Origin of the sequence: Actinomadura rubrisoli (assembly GCF_004349215.1) — a bacterium.
GTDB lineage: Bacteria > Actinomycetota > Actinomycetes > Streptosporangiales > Streptosporangiaceae > Spirillospora > Spirillospora rubrisoli.
In genome coordinates, this window is sequence record NZ_SMKU01000600.1 from 1 (window position 1) to 2,779 (window position 2,779).

The 2,779-nt window shown below is 67.0% G+C and carries 3 protein-coding genes; 1 reads left to right on the top strand and 2 read right to left on the bottom strand.

From position 1 onward, the window contains the following. Positions 1-483 precede the first annotated feature (483 nt). Positions 484-1,173, bottom strand: coding sequence for a hypothetical protein (locus tag E1298_RS45875; RefSeq protein WP_131903647.1), 690 nt, complete (start codon positions 1,171-1,173; stop codon positions 484-486). Next, positions 1,170-1,901, bottom strand: a complete 732-nt coding sequence (locus E1298_RS45880; RefSeq protein ID WP_131903648.1) for an ATP-binding cassette domain-containing protein — start codon at positions 1,899-1,901, stop codon at positions 1,170-1,172. Before E1298_RS45880 ends, E1298_RS45875 begins: the two co-directional genes overlap by 4 nt. Before the next feature lie 131 nt (positions 1,902-2,032). On the opposite strand from E1298_RS45880, the gene E1298_RS45885 reads away from it, so the two are divergent. Beyond that, positions 2,033-2,443, top strand: coding sequence for an HIT family protein (locus E1298_RS45885; protein WP_131903649.1), 411 nt, complete (start codon positions 2,033-2,035; stop codon positions 2,441-2,443). Positions 2,444-2,779 lie beyond the last annotated feature (336 nt).

Genomic DNA, 2,779 nt, shown 5'->3' on the forward strand with positions numbered 1-2,779 from the left:
GTCAGATGAGTATAAGAGACAGGGCGGGCGCAGAGACGAAGGAAGGAGTGCTGGCCGGGCACTGGGCTTGGAACGGCCGGGCAAGATTAAGCGCCCGGGAAGATGCCGTGGCCGGGCAGGCGTAGCGATGAGGAAAGGTGCACCGGCCATGCATGTGTAGCGATGAGAGGAGGTGTGGTGGTTGAGCGGGGGCGTAGCGGTTGGGGCGTGGTTCATGGGCCCTAACACTGTTTCGCGGCGCCGGGGGTAGGCGTCCTGCGGCCTTGTTGTGGGCCAGTCGCTCACCAGGTCCCGGTTTGCCGTTGACCGGTAACAACGGCTCGATCATCATCCACTGCGCATCGGTCACCTCATGACGTCCCACCATGCCGGACCCGTGCCCGCCACACCGATAGATCCACCGTCACCTTCAAGAGCCATCAGAAACGCCCTAGTTGTGAGGGGTGGTGGGGTTTCGCGAGGCGCCACGGTCGAGCGGGGACGTCAGCGGCGGACGCGAGCGATGGCGACATAGCCGGCGCCGACGATCGCCGACCACAGCGCCAGATGCACCGCGACGCCGGGAAACTCCGAGACGAACCTGTTCGGGCCGTCGTGCGCCGCCCGCAGCCACTCGATCATCGGAACCGAGAGCCATCCGAGCCGTCCGAGGCCGAGCAGTAGGAGCACCACGGCTCCGCCCAGAAGGGCCAACAGTGAGACCCCGGGATCGGGCAAGACCGCCCGGCTCGTCCACGCGCCGAGCAGTGTCCCGGCGACGGCCACGAGCAGGCACAGCCCGCACCCGGCCAGTATCGCCCGTGCCGGCGATTCCACCGTGAGCGCTTGAAGGAGGGGGACCACCAGTGCGAGGAATCCCAGGCAGACGTTCACTCCATAAGCCGCGAGCAGTCCCGCCCAGGTGGGCGTGGAGCGGTGGCGCGCGGCCGTGGCCGATAGTGCGCGCTGCTCGTCCGGCTGCGTGTCGAGCAGAGCGCGCGCCGCCCATGCCCAGACGGGGAACATGAACGCCGCCACGTCCCCGAGCGTGCCCACGGCGAGTTCCTTCGCGTCCGGCCCGGCCGGCCCTTGGAGCAGCACCAACGCCACGATCAACGCGATGACGATCAGCGGATGCAGGACGCGCAGCGACCGGACGTAGCCGACCACCTGGAAGCGGGCGAGCGCGATCATCGCTCGGGCCTCCGTACGTCGTAACCGTCCGCGCGTAGCTTGGTCTCCACGGTGTCGGCCTCGTCCTCCCGCACGACGACCTCAAGGACGGTCCATTCGACTGGACGTGGGGTCTGGTCCTCCTCTGCGTCCAGCCGTGTCACCGCAGCGTTGGCCACCCGCAGCCGATCGACGTCCGGAAGGGCCTCGATGCAGCGCTGGTGATCGCTGACCACGATTGTGGTGCCGTCCGCCGCGAACCCGGCGATCAGAGTCGGGAGCGCCTCCCTGGTCGCGGCGTCCAGGCCGGCGAACGGCTCGTCCAGGATGAGGAGCTCCGGTTCGCCGAACAGCGCTTGGGCGAGCCCGACCTTCTGGGCGCTGCCCTTGGACAGCTCCGGCAACCGCACATCGAGGAGGTGCTCGAAACCTAGGCGCTCCGCCCACGTTCTGACGCCTCCGGTGGGGATCCCACGTATGGCGGCCATGTGCGTCAAGTACGAGTTCACCGTGAACGGCTGATCCACCGGAAAGCGTTCAGGCGCGTAGCCCACTCGTGTGGGCCTGCCTCTGATGAGGCCCTCCCGAGGGCTGCGCAGCCCGGCGACCAGCCGCAGCAGGGTGGACTTCCCCGCACCGTTCTGCCCCGTCACCTCGGTGACCCGTCCCGGCGGAAGGGAGAGACTGACGTCCCTGAGCACCCAGGGGTCTCTCCGGCGGTAACGGAAGGCGACGTTCTCAAGCCGCATAGCTCCCGAACGGTAGCGGCTCCCACGTAAGCGTCCCGTTAAGTTAACCACCCTGGGGCCCTGACTCCCGCCACTGTCTCCCCGCTAGCGCTGCGGGGCGGTGTTGCGGGGCGGTGCGGGAGGATGGGGGGATGGGGTGTTTGTTCTGCGAGATCGTGGAAGGTGTGCGGGACGCGCATGTGGTTCTGGATGTTCCGGAGGCGGTGGCGTTTCTTGATACGCGGCCACTGTTCAAGGGGCACACGTTGCTCGTTCCCCGGGTGCATTACGAGACGCTGACGGATCTGCCGGTTGAGGAGGTCGGGCCGTTTTTCGGGTACGCACAGAGGTTGGCCGGGGCGATGGAGGAGGTGCTCGGGGCGGCGGGGTCGTTTGTCGCGATGAACAACCGGGTGAGCCAGAGCGTGCCGCATCTGCATGTGCATGTTGTGCCGCGCAACTGGAAGGACGGGTTGCGGGGGTTTTTCTGGCCGCGCCAAAAGTATGACTCCGGTACCGAAGCTGCTGAGTACGCCGCCCGGCTGGCGGCCGCTTTCGGTTAGGGGCTGTTCGTAGTGGCCCTTGGTCGTTGTGCGAGTGTCGCGTGCGGCGGAGGGAGCATCGCTGTCGCAGATCGCGAAGTGATGCGTGCTCATCATGCTCCGGTTGAGGGTGAGTCGTCGGGCGAGGCTTTGGGTGGGATCGGAGAAAATCAGTTGCTCTCGGCCGAGCACAGTGGGGTGTTGTGAGTTGCTGGGCGGACGGTCCGGGGTTGGGATTTTGGGAACGTGCCGTTGGGTGGGCGGACGCGGGTTGGGGCTGTGAGAGCACTGCAGTTTGGCGGGGCGCCCCGGGTTGCAGTTGCGGGAATCTGGGTGTTGGGGTGGGTGGTTATGGGC

Excerpts from the sequence above, each read along its gene's own strand:
- E1298_RS45875 (WP_131903647.1), bottom strand. The coding sequence starts at position 1,173 with ATGATCGCGCTCGCCCGCTTCCAGGTGGTCGGCTACGTCCGGTCGCTG.
- E1298_RS45880 (WP_131903648.1), bottom strand. The coding sequence starts at position 1,901 with ATGCGGCTTGAGAACGTCGCCTTCCGTTACCGCCGGAGAGACCCCTGG.
- E1298_RS45885 (WP_131903649.1), top strand. The coding sequence starts at position 2,033 with ATGGGGTGTTTGTTCTGCGAGATCGTGGAAGGTGTGCGGGACGCGCAT.